The sequence below is a fragment of the Ligilactobacillus hayakitensis DSM 18933 = JCM 14209 genome (genome assembly GCF_000615845.1).
Lineage (GTDB): Bacteria > Bacillota > Bacilli > Lactobacillales > Lactobacillaceae > Ligilactobacillus > Ligilactobacillus hayakitensis.
This window is the reverse complement of the sequence record NZ_BAML01000008.1, coordinates 41,419-64,417: the sequence shown is the minus strand read 5'-3', so window position 1 is coordinate 64,417 and position 22,999 is coordinate 41,419. Positions and strand designations below refer to the sequence as shown.

The 22,999-nt window shown below is 34.9% G+C and carries 21 protein-coding genes, 1 tRNA gene and 1 pseudogene; 17 read left to right on the top strand and 6 right to left on the bottom strand.

Annotation, left to right across the window (positions count from 1 at the left end; all coding sequences use genetic code 11):
- The first annotated feature begins 267 nt into the window (after positions 1-267).
- From rpsL to fusA, 3 genes are all read left to right on the top strand, one after another.
- Positions 268-681 (top strand): 30S ribosomal protein S12, encoded by a 414-nt coding sequence (gene rpsL / locus JCM14209_RS03730; protein WP_003703807.1) that lies wholly within the window; start codon positions 268-270, stop codon positions 679-681.
- A gap of 42 nt (positions 682-723) precedes the next feature.
- Entirely contained in the window at positions 724-1,194 is a 471-nt protein-coding gene (rpsG, locus tag JCM14209_RS03725; protein WP_025022255.1) for a 30S ribosomal protein S7, read from the top strand.
- A gap of 97 nt (positions 1,195-1,291) precedes the next feature.
- Positions 1,292-3,385 carry an elongation factor G gene (fusA, locus tag JCM14209_RS03720; RefSeq protein ID WP_025022254.1) on the top strand — a complete coding sequence of 698 codons (2,094 nt, stop codon included), beginning with the start codon at positions 1,292-1,294 and terminating at the stop codon, positions 3,383-3,385.
- Between the two features lie 57 nt (positions 3,386-3,442).
- Here the strand turns inward: fusA and JCM14209_RS03715 are convergent, their stop codons facing one another.
- The 4 genes from JCM14209_RS03715 to JCM14209_RS08960 all read right to left on the bottom strand — a co-directional run bounded on the left by JCM14209_RS03715 (position 3,443) and on the right by JCM14209_RS08960 (position 7,709).
- Positions 3,443-4,036, bottom strand: coding sequence for a sigma-70 RNA polymerase sigma factor region 4 domain-containing protein (locus tag JCM14209_RS03715; RefSeq protein WP_025022253.1), 594 nt, complete (start codon positions 4,034-4,036; stop codon positions 3,443-3,445).
- Between the two features lie 153 nt (positions 4,037-4,189).
- Positions 4,190-4,262 (bottom strand) — tRNA-Thr (locus JCM14209_RS03710).
- Between the two features lie 55 nt (positions 4,263-4,317).
- A complete protein-coding gene (helD, locus tag JCM14209_RS03705; RefSeq protein ID WP_025022252.1) occupies positions 4,318-6,588 on the bottom strand; it encodes an RNA polymerase recycling motor HelD in 2,271 nt (756 codons plus the stop codon).
- A 110-nt stretch (positions 6,589-6,698) separates the two neighbouring features.
- Positions 6,699-7,709 (bottom strand): cation diffusion facilitator family transporter, encoded by a 1,011-nt coding sequence (locus JCM14209_RS08960; protein ID WP_035519868.1) that lies wholly within the window; start codon positions 7,707-7,709, stop codon positions 6,699-6,701.
- Between the two features lie 295 nt (positions 7,710-8,004).
- Here JCM14209_RS08960 and trpS point away from each other — a divergent pair, with 295 nt between their 5' ends.
- Complete coding sequence (gene trpS / locus JCM14209_RS03695) at positions 8,005-9,024, top strand: tryptophan--tRNA ligase (RefSeq protein ID WP_025022251.1); 1,020 nt, start codon at positions 8,005-8,007, stop codon at positions 9,022-9,024.
- A 77-nt stretch (positions 9,025-9,101) separates the two neighbouring features.
- Positions 9,102-10,037, top strand: a complete 936-nt coding sequence (locus JCM14209_RS03690) for a Ppx/GppA phosphatase family protein (protein WP_025022250.1) — start codon at positions 9,102-9,104, stop codon at positions 10,035-10,037.
- 97 nt (positions 10,038-10,134) lie between these two features.
- Here JCM14209_RS03690 and JCM14209_RS03685 read toward each other — a convergent pair whose 3' ends face one another.
- Entirely contained in the window at positions 10,135-10,950 is an 816-nt protein-coding gene (locus tag JCM14209_RS03685) for a substrate-binding periplasmic protein (protein ID WP_025022249.1), read from the bottom strand.
- 159 nt (positions 10,951-11,109) lie between these two features.
- Between JCM14209_RS03685 and JCM14209_RS03680 the strand changes: the two genes are divergently transcribed.
- From JCM14209_RS03680 to JCM14209_RS03640, 10 genes and pseudogenes are all read left to right on the top strand, one after another.
- Positions 11,110-12,372 (top strand): hydroxymethylglutaryl-CoA reductase, degradative, encoded by a 1,263-nt coding sequence (locus JCM14209_RS03680; protein WP_025022248.1) that lies wholly within the window; start codon positions 11,110-11,112, stop codon positions 12,370-12,372.
- Positions 12,372-13,328 carry a hypothetical protein gene (locus JCM14209_RS03675; RefSeq protein ID WP_025022247.1) on the top strand — a complete coding sequence of 319 codons (957 nt, stop codon included), beginning with the start codon at positions 12,372-12,374 and terminating at the stop codon, positions 13,326-13,328. Before JCM14209_RS03680 ends, JCM14209_RS03675 begins: the two co-directional genes overlap by 1 nt.
- Before the next feature lie 105 nt (positions 13,329-13,433).
- Entirely contained in the window at positions 13,434-15,461 is a 2,028-nt protein-coding gene (metG, locus tag JCM14209_RS03670) for a methionine--tRNA ligase (protein WP_025022246.1), read from the top strand.
- Between the two features lie 133 nt (positions 15,462-15,594).
- Positions 15,595-16,377, top strand: a complete 783-nt coding sequence (locus JCM14209_RS03665) for a TatD family hydrolase (RefSeq protein ID WP_025022245.1) — start codon at positions 15,595-15,597, stop codon at positions 16,375-16,377.
- An 8-nt stretch (positions 16,378-16,385) separates the two neighbouring features.
- Positions 16,386-16,943 carry a ribonuclease M5 gene (gene rnmV, locus JCM14209_RS03660; RefSeq protein ID WP_155830668.1) on the top strand — a complete coding sequence of 186 codons (558 nt, stop codon included), beginning with the start codon at positions 16,386-16,388 and terminating at the stop codon, positions 16,941-16,943.
- Between the two features lie 11 nt (positions 16,944-16,954).
- Complete coding sequence (rsmA, locus tag JCM14209_RS03655; protein ID WP_025022243.1) at positions 16,955-17,851, top strand: 16S rRNA (adenine(1518)-N(6)/adenine(1519)-N(6))-dimethyltransferase RsmA; 897 nt, start codon at positions 16,955-16,957, stop codon at positions 17,849-17,851.
- 53 nt (positions 17,852-17,904) lie between these two features.
- Complete coding sequence (locus JCM14209_RS03650; RefSeq protein WP_025022242.1) at positions 17,905-18,153, top strand: Veg family protein; 249 nt, start codon at positions 17,905-17,907, stop codon at positions 18,151-18,153.
- A 141-nt stretch (positions 18,154-18,294) separates the two neighbouring features.
- Positions 18,295-18,978, top strand: a pseudogene (locus JCM14209_RS08955) (alpha/beta hydrolase); the annotation flags it as partial.
- A 65-nt stretch (positions 18,979-19,043) separates the two neighbouring features.
- A complete protein-coding gene (locus tag JCM14209_RS10370; RefSeq protein ID WP_263640348.1) occupies positions 19,044-19,151 on the top strand; it encodes an alpha/beta hydrolase in 108 nt (35 codons plus the stop codon).
- Positions 19,152-19,236: 85 nt separating this feature from the next.
- On the top strand, positions 19,237-19,707 hold the full coding sequence (locus JCM14209_RS03640; RefSeq protein ID WP_025022241.1) for an arginine repressor: 471 nt from the start codon (positions 19,237-19,239) through the stop codon (positions 19,705-19,707).
- A gap of 53 nt (positions 19,708-19,760) precedes the next feature.
- Here the strand turns inward: JCM14209_RS03640 and ispE are convergent, their stop codons facing one another.
- The gene (ispE, locus tag JCM14209_RS03635; RefSeq protein ID WP_025022240.1) at positions 19,761-20,615 is read right to left on the bottom strand and encodes a 4-(cytidine 5'-diphospho)-2-C-methyl-D-erythritol kinase; all 855 of its coding nucleotides are present in this window, start codon (positions 20,613-20,615) and stop codon (positions 19,761-19,763) included.
- Between the two features lie 170 nt (positions 20,616-20,785).
- Here ispE and asd point away from each other — a divergent pair, with 170 nt between their 5' ends.
- Complete coding sequence (gene asd / locus JCM14209_RS03630; protein ID WP_025022239.1) at positions 20,786-21,877, top strand: aspartate-semialdehyde dehydrogenase; 1,092 nt, start codon at positions 20,786-20,788, stop codon at positions 21,875-21,877.
- 195 nt (positions 21,878-22,072) lie between these two features.
- Positions 22,073-22,924, top strand: coding sequence for a pur operon repressor (purR, locus tag JCM14209_RS03625; protein WP_025022238.1), 852 nt, complete (start codon positions 22,073-22,075; stop codon positions 22,922-22,924).
- Positions 22,925-22,999: the final 75 nt, after the last annotated feature.

The window sequence follows — 22,999 nt, the reverse complement described above, 5'->3', positions numbered from 1 at the left end:
CATTATTAGACCTCTACGTGTATTAATATACGTAAAAATATTTTTAAATCTTAAATTAATGTTGACACTGAACATTAAAACATGATATTCTATGTAAGGTGCTTTATGTGATCAGTTTCTCTTAATTAATAAGACATGCTGGCTGTGAGCAACATGCACGAAGATACGTACATATGGGGACGTAATTTTTTTATCAATAAAAATGAAACTCCTGGATGTGTGTACTTAAATAACACTTTTAAATTAAGGAAGGAGGAAGCTTTAGAGATGCCTACAATTAACCAATTGATTCGTAAAGGTCGTAAATCTAAAGGTTCAAAATCAAATTCCCCAGCTTTAAACTTTGGGTATAACAGTTACAAGAAAGTACAAACTAACAATTCAGCTCCACAAAAGCGTGGTGTAGCTACTCGTGTTGGTACAATGACACCAAAGAAGCCTAACTCAGCTTTACGTAAGTATGCTCGTGTTCGTTTGTCAAACTTAATCGAAGTTACAGCTTACATTCCTGGTATTGGCCACAACTTACAAGAACACTCAGTTGTTCTTATCCGTGGTGGTCGTGTAAAGGATTTACCTGGGGTACGTTACCACATCGTTCGTGGTGCTTTAGATACTGCAGGTGTAGAAGGCCGTATGCAAAGTCGTTCTAAGTACGGTGCTAAGAAGCCTAAAAAATAATTAAATTTTAACTTTTAACTAGAATTTGAGGAGGTTATCTAGATGCCAAGAAAAGGTGGCGTTGCAAAACGCGAAGTGCTCCCAGATCCAATTTATAACTCAAAATTGGTTACTCGCTTAATCAACCGTTTGATGTTAGATGGTAAGCGCGGGACTGCATCAAAGATTTTATACCAAGCATTTGATATTATTAAGGAACAAACAGGAAACGAACCATTGGAAGTGTTCGAAGAAGCAATGAAGAACATTATGCCTGTTCTTGAAGTTAAGGCACGCCGTGTTGGTGGTTCAAACTACCAAGTTCCTATCGAAGTTCGTCCAGATCGTCGTACAACTTTAGGTTTACGCTGGTTAGTTCAATACTCACGTTTACGTGGTGAACACACAATGTCAGAACGTTTAGCTAAAGAAATCATGGACGCAGCTAACAACACAGGTGCAGCTGTTAAGAAACGTGAAGATACTCACAAGATGGCTGACGCTAACCGTGCATTCGCACACTACCGCTGGTAATTTTTTGAAATGGCTGTTATATGGTTTGTTTAATCCTTATAATAGTCATTTTTTTGAAGAAATAGTATTTTAAAATTTGGAAGGAGAGTAATTCTCAATGGCAAACCGTGAATTCCCTTTGGAAAAAACACGTAATATCGGTATTGTTGCCCACATCGATGCTGGTAAGACAACAACTACTGAACGTATCTTGTACTATACTGGTAAGATCCACAAGATTGGTGAAACACACGATGGTGCTTCACAAATGGACTGGATGGAACAAGAACAAGAACGTGGTATCACAATTACATCAGCTGCTACAACAGCTCAATGGAAAGAAAATCGTATCAACATCATCGATACTCCAGGACACGTTGACTTTACTGTCGAAGTAGAACGTTCATTACGTGTTCTTGATGGTGCTGTAGTTGTTCTTGATGCTCAATCAGGTGTAGAACCACAAACTGAAAACGTATGGCGTCAAGCTACAACATATGGTGTTCCACGTATCGTATTCATCAACAAGATGGATAAGATTGGTGCTAACTTTGACTACTCAGTTGGTACAATTGCTGATCGTTTACAAGCAAACCCATTACCTGTTCAAATGCCTATCGGTGCAGAAGATAACTTTGAAGGTGTTATCGACTTAATCGAAATGAAGGCTGATTTATACGATGAAGATGAATTAGGTTCAAAATGGGATGTTGTAGACGTTCCAGATGAATATAAGGAAGATGCACAAGCTCGTCGTGATCAAATGATCGAAGCTTTAGCTGATGTTGATGAAGACATCATGGACAAGTACCTTGAAGGTGAAGAAATCAGCAACGATGAATTACGTGCTGCTATCCGTAAGGCTACTTTGAACTTGGATGTATTCCCAGTATTTGCTGGTTCTGCTTTCAAGAACAAAGGTGTTCAAATGATGCTTGATGGTGTTAACGATTACTTACCATCACCATTAGACGTTAAGCCATACAATGCTACAGATCCTGAAACAGGTGAAGAAGTTGAATTGAAGGCTGACGATAGTGCTCCATTTGCTGGTTTAGCATTTAAGATTGCTACTGACCCATTCGTTGGTCGTTTAACATTCTTACGTGTTTACCGTGGTACACTTGAATCAGGTTCATACGTATTAAACTCAACAAAGGGTAAACGTGAACGTGTAGGTCGTTTACTTCAAATGCACTCAAACCAACGTAAAGAAATCTCTGAAGTATTCTCAGGTGATATCGCTGCTGCTATTGGTTTGAAGAACACTACTACAGGGGACTCATTAACTGATCCTAAGACTCCATTAATTCTTGAATCAATGGAATTCCCAGAACCAGTTATCCAAGTTTCTGTAGAACCTAAATCAAAAGCTGACCAAGATAAGATGGACGTTGCTTTACAAAAACTTGCTGAAGAAGATCCAACATTCAAGGCTGAAACAAACCCTGAAACTGGTGAAACTCTTATCGCAGGTATGGGTGAGTTACACTTAGATATCATCGTTGACCGTATGAAACGTGAATTTAACGTTGAAGCTAGTGTTGGTGCACCTCAAGTTGCTTACCGTGAAACATTCACTAAGACTGTTCAAGCACAAGGTAAGTTCGTTCGCCAATCTGGTGGTAAAGGTCAATATGGTGACGTTTGGGTTGAATTTACACCAAACGAAGAAGGTAAAGGCTTCGAATTCGAAGATGCTATTGTCGGTGGTGTTGTTCCTCGTGAATACATTCCTTCAGTAGAACAAGGTTTGAAGGAAGCTATGCAAAACGGTGTTCTTGCAGGTTACCCATTAATTGACGTTAAGGCTAAGTTATATGATGGTAGTTACCACGATGTCGATTCATCAGAAGCTGCATTTAAGGTTGCTGCATCATTAGCATTACGTAACGCTGCTTCAAAAGCTGGTGCTGTAATTCTTGAACCAGTTATGAAGGTTGAAATCATCACACCAGAAGATAACTTGGGTGATGTTATGGGTCACGTAACTGCTCGTCGTGGTCGTGTTGAAGGTATGGAAGCTCGTGGTAACGCACAAGTTGTTAACGCTTTTGTTCCATTGGCAGAAATGTTCGGATACGCAACAACACTTCGTTCAGCAACACAAGGTCGTGGTACATTCACAATGACAATGGACCACTACGAACCAGTTCCTAAGGGTATCCAAGAAGATATCATTAAGAAGAACGGTGGAAATGCTGCTGAATAATCAGTAATGATATTAAAATAAAAAAGCTGGGTTTTTCCCAGCTTTTTTTATATGGTTTTAAAAGTATGATTTCATGTTAATATCGTTTTTGAAACTGCGCTTTAAATTATAGAAATGATACTTTTGGGCATTAAATTTATCCAATTTCTCGATGATTTCATCCGTAGATAATGGATTTTTTGATGTGAGTTGGCGCATAATTTCATTTTCAAGTTGATTATTGCGTTGCGTAAATTCTCGGACACCTTCTTTAATTAGGGCCGCTTGTTCAGGCGAATGAAAGTTGCGATCAATGCCGAGCATGTTTTCAGCAACTGCTGGTGAATGTGCATCAATTGAAGTAATATGCTGATTAATCTCTCTTTTTTTAGCAAATGCAGCTCTCATCAATGAAAAGTATCTTCGATTTAAATTGTTTTTGAAATAATATCCAAAAGTAACACCTTTATCAAATTTAAATGATAGCAATGCTTTATGGCATTCAAAATGAGCTTCTTGCAGTAGGTCCTCCTTATCGTAGTATTTAATCGTCCAATGATTAATAGTTTTTAAAATTAAAGGTTGATACCTCTCTAAGATTTGTAAAAAAGCCTCATTGGACTGAGTATTTTGATATTCGCTGATTAATTCAGCATCGGTAAGATTGGACATAAATTTCTCCTCTATAAAATATTTGATAGGGGGTATATATCCAAGATAGCAAATATCTAAAAAGAAACCTGTCCGATTCTGACAAGACTGCAAAAAAATAAAAAAAGTCGTTTCAAATTCATAAAAATGAATTTTGAAACGACTTTTTTAATAAGCCACTTACCGGATTTGAACCGGTGACCCCCACCTTACCATGGTGATGCTCTACCTCCTGAGCTAAAGTGGCACGACTTACCAAATTATTTTAATATATTGATTTAAATTTTGCAAGCCTAGTGAAATTACTTCACAAAAATCAAGGAAGATTGTTGATAAAGCCGTGGATTAACTGTTTGAAGAAGCGTCGGAAGTTGTCCACATGTGATTATTGTTAATTGATGCATGGCACGTGAACATATAGTGTATAAAATTCCGATTGCTCTTTGATCGCTATAATTCTTTTCTGAAATCCCAAATGCAATAACATTATCAAATTCTAATCCTTTAGCAAGATAAATAGGTAAAATAATCACGCCTAAAGGTAAACTGCGGCTGGAATCATCAAGTAAAGTTGGATTAAAGTCGCGTTTTAAATGTTGATATAACGCCAAAGCTTCCTTTTGATTGCGGGTAATGATAGCAACGCGGTCATCATTTTGATAACTTTGTAGTTTTATCTTTAAATTTTGGAGTGCGTGGTCATTATCTTTTGATTGAATTATTTCTGGGAGTGGACCGGTACGGGTAAAGGAAATAATTTCATTGCCATCAGGCAGGATACTCTTCATAAAATCGGTGATTTGCTGCGTTGATCGATAAGATTTATTAAGTTTAATAATATTAGCGCGTTTAAAATCTAAGTGTTGTTTATAATATGTTAATAATTCATCGGGAGTTCGAAATTCATTAAATAACGCTTGTTCACTATCGCCAAGAAGCGTGAATTTAGCTTCAGGAAAAATATAGTGTAAATACATTAATTGCGGTAAGGAGTAGTCTTGCATTTCGTCGATAAATAAGTGAGCAATTCCATGATTAACGCCGCTACCAGTTAAACGATCACGAAGATAAAGAATTGGGGCACAGTCTTCAAGCGCCATTTTGTGAAGCTCAAGGTTAGTGTCAAAAGCCTCTAAAGCTTGTGGATAGTTTTGGTTAAGAAAATCACGATATTGTGCATAAGTATCAATGAAATAGTCATTGTAAATACCATCGTACACACTTTCCCATTCTTTGTGGACAATTTTACGTCCAATATAGAATTGTTCATCTTCAAGCGATTGAAATGATCCCCGTCGTTTATTACCTAAAAGATCATAATATTGTTCGTCACTTAGACTTTCAATACGGTCTAAGACCCAATCACTGAGGGCTTCACGCTTAATTTGACGATTAAGAAATTTAATTAGCTTATTTTTAGTTTCAGAAAATTTTTGCGAAGGTTTCATTAATTGGGGTAAATTGTTATAAATTTCGTTTATTTGTGAAGTTGTGAAAAACTCGCTCCCGTTGAGATAAATTGGACGAAATTGAACGGCATTGTTTGGAAGGTTATCCACATAAGTTTCAATTTGGTGCATAAAATCTGGGTGTTCTTTTTGTTGGCGTAATTTTTTTTGAGCAACTGTTAAAGAATCTTCGTGTTCATAACGCATAAATAAATTTTCAACATTTAGGCCTTCAAAACGATTTTTTAAAAATTCAGCCAAAGTAACTTGGCGCATGTTGCGTTCGCCTAAGCTTGGAAGGACTTCAGAAATGTAATGACTAAACAAAAGATTAGGTGAAAAGAGAACAATTTGATCCGCTTCTAGTTTATCGCGACTATGATAAAGTAAAAAGGCGATTCGTTGTAAAATTGCGGAAGTTTTACCGGATCCTGCAACTCCTTGAACTAATAAAAGATCGTGTTTAGTATCACGAATGATGTCATTTTGTTCTTTTTGAATCGTTGCGACGATATTGCGCATATATTCATCAGAGTGTTCGCCTAATACATTTTGTAAAATTTCATCGCCAACAGTTTCATTAGTATCGAACATATTAATAATCTTGCCATTTTCGATAGTAAATTGACGTTTTTTAAGCAGGTTTGTTTCTTCATTTCCCATGGGTGTTTGATAAGATACTTTACCTAAAGCTCCGTTATAGTAAATTGAAGAAATCGGAGCGCGCCAATCATAGATTAAAAAGTCATGGTTATCATCAACTAATGAAGCAGTCCCAATATAAAGTGTTTCTGGTTGTGATTCATCGGGATCTTGAATATCAATTCTGCCAAAGTAAGGAGAATCATTGAGAATCTTTAGGGTATCTAATTGTTTTTTTAGAATATTTTCATTTTCTAAAGTTTTGGCCACTAAATTTTTTTGTTGTTGTACTTCAGCGTTGGTTTCCATTTGATCATCAACTTCTAATGTATTGATGCGAGCGTTTTGAACATAATTACGTTCAACGGAGCTCGTTTCTTGATGGGCTTTTTCGTATTCTATTTGGGTTGTTGCTTGCTGTTTTTTAATTTCTTTAATCACAGAATCAACCCGAGTTTGTTCTAATTGGCGTTGATTATCCACAAAATCAATCCTTTCTGATTTTTCTTGCGCAATAATGTTAGCATGGATTAACTAATTCGACAAGAATTAACAATTCTATAAAAAAACCTAAAGTCATTTTTGACTTTAGGTTAAAAATCTTCATCTTTAATTGAACTGGGATCAGGGATGAAAGCTACATCAGTATCAATAATTCCGAAGCGTTTACGCATAACTTTTTCGATTTCTTCAGAAATACGATAGCCTTCAAGGACAGAAATATATCCATTTACCATGATTACAATATCTAGCGTAATAAAATTGCCATTGTAATGGGCTTTTAATTCAGAAATATGTGCGACACCTTCAATCGAAGAGATAACTTGGCGGTATTGCTTTTCTAATTCGGGGTCAAAATAATCAACTAGATTTAAACTAGTTTCCATAAAAATTTTGAAACCAGAATATAAAATGAAGACCCCAACGATAATACTTGTGATACCATCAAGCCAAGTAATCTGAAATAAAAGAGCTCCCGCAGTTGAGATTAAAGTTCCAATACTCGTTAGCGCATCACTTAAACTATCTTGTGAAGCTGCGGTTAATGCCGCGCTTTTTAATTTACGCCCCATCCGGCGATTTTGCAGATAAACTAAAAGCATGATAACAGAGGCGATAATTGCCCCTATAAGTGCGCTTGATTTCGGAACAATTCTGGTATCGGCATTAAGAAGACCTTTAATTCCTGAAAAAATAACAGAAATCGCAATTGTAATCATAATGACCCCTGTTACGAGAGTAAAGACGGTTTCATAGCGATAACGAGTAAATTGAATGCGCTGATCATTACCTCTTTGTTTTAACGAATAATTTGGTAACGGCGCCCCAACAATATCATCATCGTCAATATCTTGAGCAATATGAATTCCAATCATTAAGAGCAAAGTTGAAACAATCCCAGAAAGATTATTAAAAGCATCTGCTCTTAAAGTTTGTGAGTGACTTTGAAACGATAAAATAAATTCAATGATTGAAATTAAAAGATATGCCCCAATATTAATGCCAAGATTTTTCGAAGCAAAACTTAACTGTTTATTTTGTTTTCTTTGAACTTTCTCCCAGTCTTCATATTCACGTTGGAGATGTTTTTTAATTCGACTCATCAAAACCCAACCTTTAATCTAAATTCTATAGCCATTATATTAGGGAATTCATATCTTTACAAGTTTTGGGAAGTTGGTTAAAATATAGGTATCAATTATGGTAGTAGAGAAGAAATAAAAGAGAGTCATGGTAGCTGAAAAATGACAGTCAAATCGAATTGGGATAATTGATTTATTAGCAAAATTTTAATATTAGCATTAAGTGGCAGTTGAAAACTGCAAATTAGGTGGTACCACGGCATTGTCGTCCTATTGATAGACGATAGTCGTGGTATTTTTTATAGGAGGAAAAAATATGGCAAAAGATATTATTTTAACAGGTGATCGTCCTACGGGAAAACTTCACGTAGGTCATTATATTGGATCTTTGAAAAAACGGGTTGAAATGCAAAATACTGGCAAGTACGATACATTTATTATGATTGCAGACCAACAAGCATTAACTGATAATGCGCGTGATCCAGAAAAAATCAAAAATTCATTAATCGAAGTTGCCTTAGATTATTTAGCTGTTGGAATTGATCCAAGCAAATCAACAATCTTCGTCCAATCACAAGTACCAGCATTATCAGAATTAAATATGTATTACTTAAATTTAGTTACAGTATCACGTTTGGAACGAAACCCAACAGTGAAAACTGAAATTAAGCAAAAGAATTTCGAGCGATCATTACCAGCTGGATTTTTCACATATCCAGTAAGTCAAGCAGCTGATATTACAGCCTTTAAAGCTAACCTTGTCCCTGTAGGGGATGACCAAGAACCAATGTTAGAACAAACGCGTGAAATCGTGCGAAGTTTCAACTCAATTTATGGGGATGTTTTAGTTGAACCAGAAGGGGTCTTTCCACCTAAAGGCGAAGGTCGTTTACCAGGATTAGATGGAAACGCTAAAATGAGTAAATCATTAGGCAACGCTATTTACTTATCAGACGATTCTGAAACCTTGAAGAAAAAAGTAATGTCAATGTATACAGATCCAAACCACATTCACATTGAAGATCCTGGCCAAGTTGAAGGTAATATGGTCTTTACTTACCTTGATATTTTTGATGATGATAAACAAAAAGTTGCGCAATTAAAAGAACAATATCAAAAAGGTGGTCTTGGAGACGTAAAGATCAAGTTATACCTTTATGAAGTCCTTGAAGCTAAGTTGGGACCAATTCGTAAGCGTCGTGAAGAATTCGCTAAGGATATTCCAGCAGTTTATGCAATGTTAAAAGAGGGTTGCAAACGTGCAAATGAAGTTGCAAATCAAACTCTTAATGAAGTTCGTGCTGCAATCGGAGTTAACTACTTTGATGAAAAATAAGTTTTAATATTTGCGGAAGTTCGAGAAAAATATATGGTAAAATATATTTTAAATATTTATTTCTTGGGGTGTTAACAATGCAAAACTTAGTAATATTGGATTTTGGATCAAATTCAACCCGTTTATCAATTAATGAAGTTCAAGCTAACGTATCAACTTTTAAAGAAGTTTTTCGTACTAAAGAAATGACGCGGATGGCTGAAGGGATGGGACAAGAAAAAAATCGTCAATTACAGCCGCAAGCGATTGAACGCACGTTAGACGCGGTAAGAAAATTCAAAGAGATTTATAGTCAATACGAAAATGTCAAAATAAAAGCTATTGCAACTGCAGCTGTACGTGCTGCAAGTAACGCTCAAGAATTTATTGATCAAGTTAAACAAATTACTGGAGCAACGATTGAAGTTTTGTCTGGTGATACCGAAGCCTACTACGATTATGTTGGAGTAACGCATTACTTGAACTTGAAAGATGCAATCATCGTTGATATGGGTGGCGGAAGCTTTGAAGTGATTTTAATGAAAGACGGAAAAGACGAACATCTTATTAGTATTCAACATGGGGCGGTAAGTTTAAGCGAAAAATTTAACGCCCATGACAAAATATTAGCCAAAGATTTATTTGAGTTTCAAAATTATCTCCAAGCTTTATTTGATGAAAAGCTTTCTTGGCTAAAAGATGGTCATGATTTACCATTAGTACTTTTAGGGGGAGCTACACGAACTGTTGCTAGAAAAAAGATTGGCACGTTACATACTGAAGAAAAAAGTATTCATGAACTAAAAATCATGCGTGATGAAATCTTTACTATTTACCAAAATTGGTTAGCAATGAATAAGCAAGAACGAAAACAAGATTTAGGAAGTGAAGCAAGTCGTGCTGATATTATAATTGGTGGCCTTACCCCAATTATTGAAATTATGCGACGTTGTCACTGTCCATATGTAACTTTTTCAGAAAGTGGTGTTAGAGAAGGATTACTTTTTGAAATGTTAGAGACTAACTCAAACTAGTTGTTAAAAAACAAAGCAATAGCAAAAATAAAACCTTAAGAAATCACGTTGATAAAAATGTTGATTCCTTAAGGTTTTTTAATTATAAGATTGTACTTTATTGCTTAGTTAAATCTTGTTTGAAATATTTTTGTGATAAATCGATAATTTGATTTGAATTGTGTAATTCAGTTAAAGCTTTGTCGATTTCTTTTTTCTTAGTTGGATTAATTAGCGCAACAATTTGATCATTAGTAACGTTAATATCACCAACTTTGCGTAGAGTGGTTAATTTTTGGGCTGCCTTAGTATTTTGTGATTTAAGTGTTGTAGCATAGTGGGGTGAAACTTTAATATTTTTTGCTAAAAAACTTGTATATTGATAATCACTAACAATCCCTGCGCTAATTTTGTGTTGCAGCACGGCCTTGAATAGTTGCTTTTTATCGGGATAGACTTTGATTTTGATATTAGGATTAATTCCTTGAAGAAGTTGTTTCTTATTGTCTTTTTTTAAACAACCAACTGTTTTAGAAGTTAAATCACTGACATCTTTTACTTTGCTTTTATTAGTTACGAAAAGTGTGTTTTGAGGGTATAAATAAGGTAGCGACATTAATTTTTTTGACTTTAAATTAGTTTGATTGAAAGCTCCAAAAGCAATGTCAACTTCATGATTTTTGACCATTTTATTTAATGTTGCTTGCTCATCAACGACTTTAAAGTGAGGTTGTGCTTTCATTTGAGTTGCGATTTTCTTAGCTAACTCAACTTCAAAACCGGTTAATTGCTTATTTTTATAGTAGCTGTAAGGCTTATTATGTGCGACAATTCCAATGGTTAATTTTGATTTGACAGGGGTAGTTTTGAAATGATTTATTCCAAAAAGAATGATTAAAACTACTACTAATCCATATCCAATTTTCTTAAACAAATTCTCACCTCTAAAATGATAATCTTGTTTTAAGCATACCATAAAATAAGGTCAGGTTTATAGGAAAGGATGAAGAAACTGTAAAATAATTGGGATTCTTGATACAATAAATTCTTGGTATAATAAATAAGAATATTTTAAAAATTAAGGAAGAATATAATGGACGGGTTTAGTAAATATTATAAGAAAACATGGCAAGAACGGTTGGATATTTTAGTAAAGCAAAATAAAATTACACTATCCCAAAGGCAAATGCTTGAAAGTTTAGCAGTTAATCAAGAAATTGGCGATATTCAAATCGAAAACTTCATTACGCAATACCAAATTCCAGAAGGATTAGCGATGAATTATGTAATCAATGGTAAAGAATACATAGTGCCAATGGTAACTGAAGAACCATCAGTGATTGCAGCAAGTAGTCATGGTGCAGGAATTATTAAGCGCAGTGGAGGCCTTAAAGCTAAAATTCATTCACGTTTAATGATGGGCCAAGTTGTCTTAGAAAACGTTGATGATGCCAAAATATTGGTAAACCAACTACAAACACAGATTTCAACATTAATTGAAGTGGCTAATCAAGCGCATCCATCCATTGTTAAGCGTGGAGGCGGAGCAAGAGAAATTGAATTTCGTATTTTAGCCCCTGATATGGTGAGTGTAGATTTATTTGTTGATGTGCAAGAAGCAATGGGGGCAAACATCTTAAATACAATGCTAGAAGCAGTTGCTGCCAAAATATCTGAACAATATCATCGTGATATTTTAATGAGTATCTTATCGAACTACGCGACAAAATGCTTGGTAACAGCAACTTGTGAAATTCCAATAGACATTCTAGGTAAAAATGGAATAGATGGGAAAAATGTAGCCCAAAAATTTGCTCAAGCAAGTCGGTTAGCCCAACTTGATCCATATCGCGCAGCTACGCATAATAAAGGAATTATGAACGGGGTCGATGCAGTTGTGATTGCTAGTGGAAATGATTGGCGTGCGGTGGAAGCTTCATGTCATGCATACGCTAGTAAAGATGGCCAATATCGCGGATTAAGTTCTTGGGAAATCCAAGCAGATAAGTTAGTTGGAAAAATTACTTTACCGCTTCCGGTTGGAGCAGTTGGGGGATCAATTGGAATTGTTCCATTAGCTAAATTAAATAAGCAATTGTTAACATTTGAAAATGCTAAAGAACTAGAAACAATCATCGCAAGTGTAGGCTTAGCGCAAAACTTTGCGGCCTTGTATGCGTTAGTGACTGAAGGCATTCAAAAAGGTCATATGAGGTTACAATTAAAATCATTAGCCAAAAGTATTGGAGCTAATGAACAAGAAATTACGCGAGTTATCAACGAATTAGAAAAAATTGGCAAACGAGATAGTAATTCAGCCCAAGCTATTTTGGAAAAAATTAGAGGTGAAAAATAATGAGTGAAGAAATTATTTTAAGCGAGCAAACAAAAGGATTAATTGAAGATATTAAAAAGATTTTTCCTGGTGGCGTAAAAATTAACGAAAAAACAGAAGAAAAAAGAGGATTCGTGCGTCATGATCAAGCACAACAATATTTACGTGGCGGTGAATTAGTAGTTGATTTATACGACATGACCCAACCAGATTATACCGTGATGCATGAACTTTTACATTTCTTGCACATGTTTAATGGAGCACCACAAATTTCATTTAATTTAACTACTAAAAACAAAGATATTGATACAAAATTTATGGCAACAGCCTTAGAAATTTATGATACCGTGATGCATGACTATGTTTATCGCAAGCAACAAGAAATGAACGTGATGACTGATGAAATTCAAGAATTATATTTTAAAGGTGTTTTAGCAGTCCTTAAACCAGAACCAAAAGAACGTGATAATTGGATGGTATTACGTTTATTGACATTACTAGATTGCTTATTATTTTTCAAAGATGAACAAGATAATATTTTGCCAAAATTAGAAGAATTATATCCACAATCTTTAAAAGGGGCTAAAAAGCTTTATCAAATTTTGGCTGATGCAGATTTAAGTACTGCATTTATCATGCGTCGCACAGTAGTTAAGTTATTTAAAGCATTTGATCAACAACTTGAAGACTGGGGCATGGTTCCAATGCATTTAAATGAATTTGCAACCTTATCTGTTGTCTTAAGTGAGCGTCAACAACGTTTGCAAGTCAAACAATTATTTGAAATTGTGCACTCACCATTAACTGAAAATCTTAAATTTAAAGATGCATATGTGGGACGTTGGAAAAATGATGGGCAAAATTCATTTGTCATTGCTGATCCGGGCAAAAAGGCATCACAAACGTTTATCGAATATTATGAAATGCCAGTCACACAATTTTTATCACAACTTGGAATTGAATTCATGACGCGATAATAAATTCTTGATTTTAAAGCTTTTAACATGAAGTTTATGATATACTATTGATTAGTTAAAAAATATATTTAGATAAAAGTACGAAATTATTAAGGGGCGAATATAATGACAGAAAAGTCAACATTTTATATCACTACGCCAATATACTATCCATCAGGTAGATTACACATTGGTAATTCATATACAACAATTGCATGTGATGTCTTAGCGCGTTACAAACGTCTTCAAGATTTTGATGTGTTCTTTTTAACAGGAACTGATGAACATGGATTAAAAATTGAAGAAAAGGCTGAATCATTAGGAATGAAGCCTCAACAATACGTTGATAAGATGGCAGCTGATATTCAAGAATTATGGAAAAAACTTGAAATCACAAATGATAAATTCATCCGTACAACAGATGAAGCTCATCAAAAAGCTGTGCAAAATATCTTTGAAAAACTGCTTGCAAAAGGTGATATTTACTTAGGTAAATACGAAGGCTGGTATTCAGTTTCTGATGAAGAATACTTTACAGAATCACAATTAGCAGAAGTATACCGTGATGAAAACGGTAAGATGATCGGTGGGAAGGCTCCATCAGGTCACGAAGTTGAATTAGTTGCAGAAGATTGCTATTTCTTTAAGATGAGTAAATATGCTGATCGTTTAGTTGAATACTACAACGCACATCCTGATTTCATTATTCCAGAAACACGTAAAAATGAAATGCTTAACAACTTTATTAAGCCCGGCTTAGAGGATTTAGCATTAACTCGTACAAGTTTCAATTGGGGGGTTAAGGTACCTTCAAATCCTAAACACGTTGTTTATGTATGGATTGACGCCTTAACAAACTATATTTCAGCACTTGGTTACCAAACTGGTGGTGACGAAAGCTTATTTAACCGTTACTGGCCTGCAGATGTTCAAATGGTTGGAAAAGAAATTGTACGTTTCCACACAATTTACTGGCCAATTATTTTAATGGCATTAGATTTACCATTGCCAAAACATATCATTGGTCACGGATGGTTATTAATGAAAGACGGTAAGATGTCTAAGTCAAAAGGTAACGTAGTTTATCCTGAAATGATTGCAGAACGTTATGGATTAGATGCATTACGTTACTACTTAATGCGTGCAGTTCCATTTGGAAATGATGGAATTTTCACACCAGAAGATTTTGTTAACCGTGTGAACTTTGATCTTGCTAATGACCTTGGAAACTTATTAAACCGTACAGTTGCGATGATTAACAAATATCGTGATGGTAAAGTTCCAGCTTTACAATCTGGGGTGACTGCATTTGACAAGACTTTAGAAGATTTCGCAGCACAAACAATTACAGCTTACCAAGAACAAATGGATGCCGTGCATTTTTCAAATGCTTTAGATGAATTATGGAAATTAGTTGCTAGAACAAACAAGTATATTGATGAAACAGAACCTTGGGCATTAGCTAAAGATGATGCTAAAGCTGACCAATTAGATAGCGTTTTAGCTCACTTAGCTGCATCATTACGTTTGATTGCAATTTTAATTCAACCAGTAATGACACATGCACCAAAACAAATCTTTGAACAACTAGGTTTACCTACTGACCAAATGGATATTAAAGGAGTAAGTTACTTTGATTTCCCTGCTGATGTTCAAGTTGTTGCTAAAGGACAACCAATCTTCCCTCGTTTAGATGTTGAAGAAGAAGTTGAATTTATTAAGTCATCAATGACTAAAAACGAAAAAGCAAAAGGCCGTAAAAATATGGCTAAGGCCAAAGAAGGCGACTTTGATCCCGAAGAAACAACCCTTAATTTAACTAAAAAAGAAATTCGTTTCGATAAATTTGAAAAAGTCGAAATGAAGGTTGCTGAAGTTAAAGAAGTTAGCCGCGTTGAAGGTTCAGATAAATTATTAAAATTCCGTTTGGATGCCGGAGATGATGGCGACCGCCAAATTCTTTCAGGAATTGCAAAATTCTATCCAAACCCAGAAGAATTAGTTGGTAAAAAAGTAATTGCAGTAACGAACTTACAACCACGTAAAATGATGGGCCAAGTAAGTCAAGGAATGCTTCTATCAGCTGAATATGGCGATCAACTTCAATTATTAATGGTTTCAGAAAATATTCCTAATGGTTCAATTATAGGTTAATATTTGAATGATATAAGGCTAGGTAAATAATTACCTGGTCTTTTTTTATGGGTGGGGCTAAAATGTGCCAATCTTCATCAATGAGGTAAATATGCTATAATAACAAATATGATAACGACAGGAAGGATATTAAATGAATGATTTAAAAATTTTTGATTCACATACGCATATAAATTCCAGTGCTTTTGATAATGATGTTCCAGAAGTCATTCAACGTTCACAAGCTTTGGATGTATCTAAGATGCTCGTTTTAGGCTATGATGAAACAAGTAATCAACGACTAGAAGATTTAGTTAAGCAGTATCCCGGCGTTGTTTATGGAGCTGTTGGTTGTCATCCAGAAGATGCTTTAGCTTATGATGACGAATATGAAGCAATGTTGATGAGATATTTACAACAAGATGGCTTTGTTGCAGTTGGAGAAATCGGAATGGACTATTATCACGATTCTCCTAAGCAAGCTCAAGTAAATGCTTTTGAAAGACAAATCGAATTAGCACAAAAATTAGATTTACCGATTGTGGTGCATAATCGCGATGCTATTGAAGATTGCTATGATATTTTAAAGAATATGAATATTAAAAAGTCAGGCGCAATTATGCACAGTTTCAATGGGGATGCCACTTGGGCGGAAAAATTTTTAGATTTAGGGATGTATTTGTCTTATAGTGGGGTGGTTACTTTTAACAATGCAAAAGAGGTTAAACAAGCCGCTGAAATCACACCTATGGATCGAATTTTAGTGGAAACCGATGCCCCATATTTAACGCCGATGCCTTTTAGAGGAAGAAAAAATGAACCGGCGATGACACGTTATACGTTAGAATTTTTAGCTCAAGCTAAAGGAGTTAGTGCCAGTCAATTAGCTCAAGCAACATTTGCAAATACACAAAAGGTTTTAAAGATTAATAATTAATGGATAAAATGAAAATTAGAGAAGTTATAGTTGTCGAGGGAAAAGACGACACCAAGAGGATTAATATGGCAGTCAATGCCGATACCTTAGAAACAAGAGGTTCAGCTATTAGTGATGAAGTCCTTGAACAAATTGAAGATTTATATGATAAAAGAGGTATAATTGTCTTTACCGATCCTGATTTTTCTGGTGAAAAGATTCGCAAGATTATCACAGAAGCAGTGCCAGGCGTTAAGCATGCATTCTTAAATAAGCGCGATGCCGTTCCTGATCATAAGGGAAGTTTAGGAGTTGAACATGCAAGTCCCGATGCAATTCGGGAAGCTTTACAAAATTTGTACACAGAAGAACCCGATGCTAAACCCTTGATTTCACGCGAAGATTTAATTGTTGCGGGGTTAACTTCGGGTAAGGATGCTAAAGAATATCGTCGTCGTTTAGGCGAATATTTACGCATTGGCTATACAAATGGAAAACAATTATATAAACGCTTAAATTTATTCCAAATTTCACCAGAAGAATTTAAAGAAGCACTTGAATATATTAAAAATGAAGATAATTACTAGGAGCAGGAAGTATGAATAACGAAATTCCAGATATTGCAAATCCAACGCGTACTCGCGCGATTATGGAAAGTTACGGTCTAACATTTAAAAAAAGTTTAGGGCAAAACTTTTTAACTGATATTAATATTTTGAAAAATATTGTTGCAGCAGCTGATGTTAGTCAAGATGATGATGTAATTGAAATCGGACCAGGGATTGGTGCGTTAACTGAACAAATTGCCAAAAGAGCCCATTCAGTAATGGCGTTAGAAATTGATGATCGCCTTTTACCAGTATTAGCAGATACATTATCACCATATCCTAATGTAAAAGTTGTTCACCAAGATGTTTTAAAAGCTGATTTACAAAAATTAATCAGTGAAAATTTTGATGGTAAGCATAATATTAAATTGGTTGCAAACTTACCATATTACATCACTACCCCAATTTTGATGCATCTCTTAGATTCAGGCATTGATTTTGCTACCATCGTTGTTATGATGCAAAAAGAAGTAGCTGAACGCCTGGCAGCCGAACCAGGAACCAAAGCTTATGGCTCACTTTCTGTGGCGGTTCAATATGAAATGGATTCAGAAATATCATTTATTGTACCTAAAACAGTTTTTGTACCTCAACCAAACGTTGATTCAGCAATTATTGTATTAAATAAAAAAGCCATAAAACCAGCACAACCAAAAGATGAAGCTCACTTTAAGAAATTGGTAAAAGGGAGTTTCTTACATCGACGCAAGAGCCTTTGGAATAACTTGCAAAGTTTATATGGCAAAGATGCTGAAACAAAAGATAAGATGGAACAAGTCTTGGAAAACGTTGACATAAATAAAGCAATCCGTGGTGAAAAATTAACAGTGGCTGATTTTGTTCGCCTCTCAGATGCGCTTGTAAATGCGGGGATTACAACTAAATAAAAATTGCTAAATTGCCTATGTTATGGTATAATACCCGTTAAAGAGGTGGAATTATGCCAAGTACAATTGATAAAATCAAGTCCGAATTGACGGACAATAAAGGAATGCCTGTGACAATCACAACACAGTTGGGGAGAAAAAAGGCTAAACAACAAAAGGGAATCCTTAAAGAAGTTTATCCTTCGGTATTTATTGTTGAATTAAACGATGATACTTTTGTTGATCGAGTGTCATATAGCTATACCGATGTACTTACAGAAAATATTAAGTTAGAATTTGGCGATGAATCAGTAGTTGAATAACTAACAAATTCCAGAATCTTATTTAATCAGTACTAATTATTTGAATAATAAAGGTTTATTTTTATAAAATGAACATATAAAAGGAGGGATTGGATTGACGAATGTTTATCCAATCCCTATTTTTAAATCCACACAAAGAAGATGAGGTTGGTGTTTAAAATAATTTGTAAAGTTTTAATAGTCATCGTTGTTTTATTAGGATTGACTCAATTATATTTAATAACACCGTTAAAAGAACAACCATTGCGAACAAATCAATTGAAAAAAGGGTATAATTATTCAGATACACCGACATTATTGATTCCAGGATGGGCTGGAAATCGACTAACTTATCAAGCAATGGTAAAAAGTTTCCAAAAAGAAAATTTAGCGCAAAAAACCATGACAATCCATGTCCGCCCGAATGGAAAAATTGTTGTTGATGGCACAGTCAAAAATAAGAAAAATGCATTAATCCAAGTTTTATTTGATTGGAACTATACAAGTAGTTTTCGGCCACAAACCCGCTGGTTAACCGATGTAATGGAAGTCTTGCATGAACAATATCATGTTGATAAGTTAAATATTGTTTCACATTCATGGGGCGGAAGCGCTTGGATTCACGCTTTGGCAGGATCACCAAAAATCCAAAAGGAAATTCAATTTAAAAAAGTAATTTTATTAGGGGTCCCCGTTGAAGAAAGTTTTGATGATAGTACAACTTATCGCCTTGCAAGTCAAAAACATTCAACTGATGGCAATTTTCATAAGTTAATTGCCCAAGCACGTCACTTTGATTTGAAAAATAAAATTCACTTTTATAATTTCCTTGGTGAGATTAAAAATAAACCCACGGATGGATCCGTTCCCAATGTCCAATCGGAATTTTTGAAGAAAATTATCAATCCCAAATGGCTTATTATCAACAACAAACTTTTGAAAATACAAGTCATAGCAGCTTACATGATAATAAACGAATTTTGAATGAAATATCGGATATTTTATGGAAAAATAAGTAAGAATTGTTGATGGTTGAATATAAAAATATCTAGTATAATGAAGGTTGGAAAAAATAGAAGTAAAAATGTTTTTGGAGGGATTTTTTTGGATCAACGACAAAGAAGAGCTATGATTGCAAAAATCTTTGACGAAAATACAATTACAACCCAAGATCAAATTTTAAAAATATTAAATGAATTAGGGGTAAATGTGACTCAAGCGACGATTTCACGCGATATGAAAGCCTTGAATATCGTGAAGATGAGTACGGATGATGGTAAAACGGTTTACAAGCAATTAAAAGTTCAAACTAAAAAAAACTACGAAAAATTATACAGTGAAATTTATGAAAATGTGTTAGGATTACAAACAATTCAATTCATTAATTTAATTAAAACTTCAGCTAATTTGGGATATGCTAATATCTTAGCGGCACGTTTAGATGATTTAGAAATTCCTGAAATTGCCGGAACTTTAGCTGGGAATGATACTATTGTTGTTTTCAGTAAAAATAACGAGGATGCTAAATACGTTTATGATTTAATTTATGAGCACATGGATGATTCATTAAAATAAAAAGGAAGAAGTTACAAGTTTAGACTTGCTAACTTCTTCCTTTTTTACTTGCCTTAAGACAAGGCACGAACTAAATAAACTTCTTTACAAAATCCCCGTAAACTATTGTAAATGTGAAGTGCCCGCGAATATTTTTGCGTAATTCCAAAAACAGTGGGGCCTGAGCCGCTCATTGAGGCCGCATCGGCGCCAAAATGAATCATTTTTTCTTTAATTCGATGAATTTCATGTAGTCGCTTTTGCGTAATGGGTTCTAAAGCATTCCCAATATTTTGACTTAAAGTATCATAGTCATTATTTTTTATTGCTAAAACAACTTTATCAACATTTTGGTGCTCAATTTTTTGTTCGCGAATTTGTTTCAAGACACTGGGAGTTGACACACTTGCTGAAGGTTTTGCCACAATAATCCACATTTGTGGAAGTGTTCCAATTGGTTGAATAATTTCACCGCGCCCAGTTACGAGCGAAGGCTTATTATAGACACAAAATGGAACATCTGAATCAATTTGTAAAGCAAGTTTAGCAAGGTGGTTGTTAGAAAATTTAAGCTTCCATAATTTATTCAAACCACGTAAAACGGCAGCCGCATCAGCTGAACCACCACCCATACCGGCAGATACCGGAATCTTCTTTAAGATTTCAATCTCAACGCCTTGCTTAGGTGTAATAAAAGATTGCATGAGTTTTGCCGCTTGATATGCAAGATTTCGTTCATCACACGGTAAAAAACCAGAATCAGTTTTAACCGTAATAGTGCTTGAATTAGGAATGGTTTTGATATAAACATGATCAGAAAGATCGATTGCGGTCATAACCATGTTCCACTCGGGTTCTCCATCTTGATGGACAAACGGAGTATCTAAACTCAAGTTAAGTTTAGCAGGGGCTTTTTCTAATATCTCCATGATTTCACCTAATTTCTCAGCAGATTATTAATATAATTATACATGATTGTATTGATTGATGACAAAAATATTTTTCTAGAAGTTTGAGTTATAATTACTCTTGTAATTTTATAAAAATTAAACTATGATTAAAAAGATATTAGAGAATGATTAAGAAATGAGGCTTAAAGATGAGTGAAAAGTTAAGCGTTGCGATTGTTGGCGCAACAGGGATGGTTGGACAACGTTTTATTTCAATTCTTGAAAATCATCCTTGGTTTGAAGTTACTACCTTGGCTGCGAGTCCAAGAAGTGCAGGTAAGACCTATGAAGAGGCATTAGGTGGCCGTTGGAGAATGGAAACACCGATGCCAACACGTTTAAAAGATGTTGTAGTTTTAAATGCAGAAGATGTTGAAGATGTTGTTAAAGATGTTGATTTTGTCTTTTCAGCGGTTAACATGGCTAAAGATGAAATTAAAGCATTAGAAGAGCGCTACGCTAAAACTGAAACTCCTGTAGTTTCAAATAATAGTGCGCATCGTTGGACTCCAGATGTTCCAATGATTATTCCAGAAATTAATCCGGAACATACAGCTGTGATTGAACATCAAAAAAAGCGTTTAGGAACTAAAAAGGGTTTTATTGCAGTCAAACCAAACTGCTCAATTCAAAGTTATACTCCAGCTTTATCAGCTTGGAAAAAATTTGAACCTTATGAAGTAATCGCAACCACATATCAAGCAATTTCAGGGGCAGGTAAAACATTTAATGAATGGCCTGAAATGCAAGGAAATATCATTCCATTTATTAGTGGCGAAGAAGAAAAGTCAGAAAAAGAACCACTACGTATTTGGGGACATGTTGATGATGAAAAGGGTGAAATTGTTCCAGCAGATGATGTGACAATTACAACTCAATGTGTTCGTGTGCCTGTATTATACGGACATACTGCAGCCGCATTTGTAAAATTCAAGCAAAATCCAACTAAAGAAGAATTAATTAAAGCCCTTGAAGAATACAAAGGGGTACCTCAAGAATTAGGTTTACCAAGTGCTCCAAGTCAGTTTATTCAATACATGCAAGAAGAAGATCGTCCTCAAGTTCGTTTAGATGTAAATTACGAAAACGGAATGGGCGTTTCAATCGGCCGTTTACGTGAAGATAAGCTATTTGATTGGAAGTTTATTGGATTGTCACATAATACAGCTCGTGGAGCTGCTGGTGGGGCAATTGAATGTGCGGAATTACTTAAAGCTCAAGGATACATTACAAAGAAATAATTAAAATAAAAGAGACTAGTTTTGACTGGTTTCTTTTTATTTTGCTAAAGATAAAAGTAAGATGGAAGTTTATTTTAGCAATATTTCGTTGAAAAAAGCGAACTATTTCAGTAAAATTTCAAAAAAAACTATGAAAGTTCCAGTAAATAACGTATAATAGCAAAGGATATTTTTTAAGAAAATGGAGGAATCGATTTGAAGACAAGAAGAAGTGATCGTTTAATTGATATGACACGTTATTTCATGGAACGTCCCCACACATTAATTTCACTAACTTTCTTTGCAGAACGCTATGAATCTGCTAAGTCATCTATTTCTGAAGATTTGGCAATCATCAAGCGGACTTTCCAAGAAAGAGGAATTGGTATTTTAGAAACAATTCCAGGTGCCGCAGGGGGAGCACGTTATGTTCCATCAATCGATGAAGATGAAGCACGTGAATTTATCGAAGAAATGACCGAAAATCTTTCTAGTCAAGATCGACTACTTCCTGGTGGATATGTCTACCTTTCAGATTTATTGGGACGCCCAGATGTTTTACGGCAAGTAGGACGTTTAATTGCGCGTCAATATATTGATAAACAAATCGACGCCGTGATGACGGTAGCAACTAAAGGGGTTCCAATTGCCCAAAGTGTAGCAACTTATTTAGATGTTCCTTTTGTAATTGTTCGTCGTGATTCAAAGATTACAGAAGGCTCAACAGTTTCTGTTAATTACGTTTCTGGATCAAGTGAACGCATTGAAAAAATGGAACTTTCAAAGCGCAGTTTAAAGCGTGGTTCTCATGTTTTAGTTGTTGATGATTTCATGAAGGGTGGCGGTACTGTCAACGGGATGAAATCAATGATTGAAGAATTTGAATCAGAACTTGTAGGGATTACAGTATTTGCTGAAGGATCATTTGAAGGTCGTCGAATGGTTGAAGAGTACACTTCATTATTAAAAGTTGATGAAGTTAATACTGTTAATAAAACAATTCATGTTTCACCAGGTAGTTATTTGAAGAAAGTTTTCGGAAAACAACAATCAAATCAAGAAGCTTAATGCTAATTAAAAGGCTGGGAATTCCCAGCCTTTTCTTAAATTATGGTAAAACTTGTTATTAATACTAGAAATGGA